Consider the following 2,018-nt stretch of genomic DNA (forward strand, 5'->3'; position numbering starts at 1 on the left):
TCACTGTGTTGCCCAGCCGCCGCCGAGGGCCTTGTAGAGTTGGACGACTGATACCAGGTGGAAGCGGTGGGTGGAGGTGAGGGCGAATTCGGCATCGAACAGATTGCGTTTGGCAAGCAAGACATCGACATAGCTGGTAATGCCGCCCTGGTAGCGCAGGTTGGCCACATTGAGCGCCGAGCGCAGCGAGTTCACCTGATCCTCTTGCGACTTGCGCTGGTCATTGAAGGTTCGGACCGCCACCAGCGAGTCTTCCACCTCCTTGAACGCCAGCAGGATGGTTTGCTCATATTGGGCCAGCACCTGCCGTGCCTGGGCTTCTGTCGCGCGCTGCTCGAATCCGAGGCTTTGCGCATTGAGCAGAGGGCCTGCCAGTCCAAGTCCTCCTACGCCGAACTCACTGCCGGAGAGCAGGAGATTGGATAGGGCGGGGCTGGCCACGCCCAGAAAGCCCGTTATCGTGAGCTTGGGAAACCGCGCCGCCTTGGCCATGCCGATTCTGGCGGTTGCCGCGGCAAGCGTCTGCTCCGCTTGTAGAATATCAGGGCGCCGCTGCAAAAGCTCGGAAGGAAGGCCTGCCGGCACTTGCGGCGGCATCAACTGCTCTGTCAGCATACGGCCGCGCGCCACCGGTACCGGGTTCTTGCCCAGCAGCACGCTCAGTTCGTTTTCCTTTTGAACTCTCTGCCGTTCCAGTTCCGCCAACCTGGTGGCCGCGCGTGCGCGTTCAGCCTCGAACTGATCCACATCGAGCCTGGAGATTATCCCGCCCTGGAGTTGCGCCCGGGCGAGGGCAACGGATTCTTCCCATGAGTGCAAGGCATTGCGGGCAATGTCCAACTGCATGTCAAATTGCAGAAGATCGAAATAGGCCTGTGCTACCGAACTCACTAGGGTCAGGATCACGGCGCGCCGGTTTTCCTCGCGCGCCATCATCTCTGCCCGAACAGCCTCATTCGAACGACGGATCCGGCCCCAGATATCGATTTCCCAATTGAGCGTGCCTTGGCCAAAATAATTGAAAGGCGTGGGGAATCCCGGGATCTGAAAGCCCCCGATGGTGCCGAACGCAGGCGCATTAGCGTTCGCTTCTAACTTGGGAAAAAAGTCAAAGCGCGTTGTCGCCAGGCGAGCCTGGAGCTCTTCCACACTGGCAACCGCCTGCTTGAGGTCCCTGTTTTCCGTGAGCGCCTGGCGGATGAGTCGCTGAAGCTCTTCGTCACGCAGGAGTTCCCACCACGGGAGGTTGGCAATGGATTGCCCTTCCGTTTCCGCCATGCGAAACTTTTCCGCAGTTTCGATATGGGGCCGGACGTAATCCGGCCCCATTGCGCATGACATCAGCAGCAGGCTTGGCAAAAGCAACCATATCCATGCCCACGCACTGCGGACGCGCGCTCGTGAAACTGATGTCATCATGCCCTTTCCTCCTGCATGCTTTCATCCCGCTGGGGCACGTGCTCACGGGTGAGCCAGGTGAAGAACAGGGGAATAAAGATCGTGGCGACAAAAGTGGCGAGCAACATGCCGCCTAAAACGCCGGTGCCCATCGATTGGCGCGCCGCCGCTCCTGCCCCGGTTGCGATCACCAGCGGCACGATTCCCAGCACAAAGGCCATGGAAGTCATGACAATGGGGCGAAAGCGCAGGCGCGCGGCTTCAACCGCAGCCTGCGCCACCGGCATCCCTTCCCGCATCTTCTGGCTGGCGAATTCCACGATCAGAATGGCGTTCTTGGCTGCCAGCCCTATCAGCGTAATCAAGCCTACCTGGAAATAAATATCGTTGGGCATTCCGCGAATCAGCACGGCAAGCAACGCGCCTGCCAGGGCGAAAGGCACGGCCATGATGACCGCCAGCGGCAGCGCCCAGGTCTCGAACTGCGCAGCCAGGATCAGAAATACCATGATAATGGCGAACGTGAAGGCGAAAACCGCGGCAGAACCGGTGCGCTTTTCCTGGTAGGCCTGTGCGGTCCACGCAATCTGGTAGTTATCCGGCAAGCTCTTCTCCGCAAT

2 protein-coding genes are annotated in these 2,018 nt (G+C 59.9%); both read right to left on the reverse strand.

From position 1 onward, the window contains the following. Positions 1 to 1,419 (reverse strand): efflux transporter outer membrane subunit, encoded by a 1,419-nt coding sequence (locus C8R31_RS15705; RefSeq protein WP_258192745.1) that lies wholly within the window; start codon positions 1,417 to 1,419, stop codon positions 1 to 3. Further along, positions 1,416 to 2,018, reverse strand: a 603-nt coding sequence (locus tag C8R31_RS15710; RefSeq protein WP_181320669.1) for an efflux RND transporter permease subunit, incomplete at its 5' end; no start/stop codon positions are given. The genes C8R31_RS15705 and C8R31_RS15710, both read right to left, overlap by 4 nt.

Source organism: Nitrosospira sp. Nsp2 (assembly GCF_003050965.1).
Taxonomy (GTDB): domain Bacteria; phylum Pseudomonadota; class Gammaproteobacteria; order Burkholderiales; family Nitrosomonadaceae; genus Nitrosospira.

Excerpts from the sequence above, each read along its gene's own strand:
- C8R31_RS15705 (WP_258192745.1), bottom strand. The coding sequence starts at position 1,419 with ATGATGACATCAGTTTCACGAGCGCGCGTCCGCAGTGCGTGGGCATGG.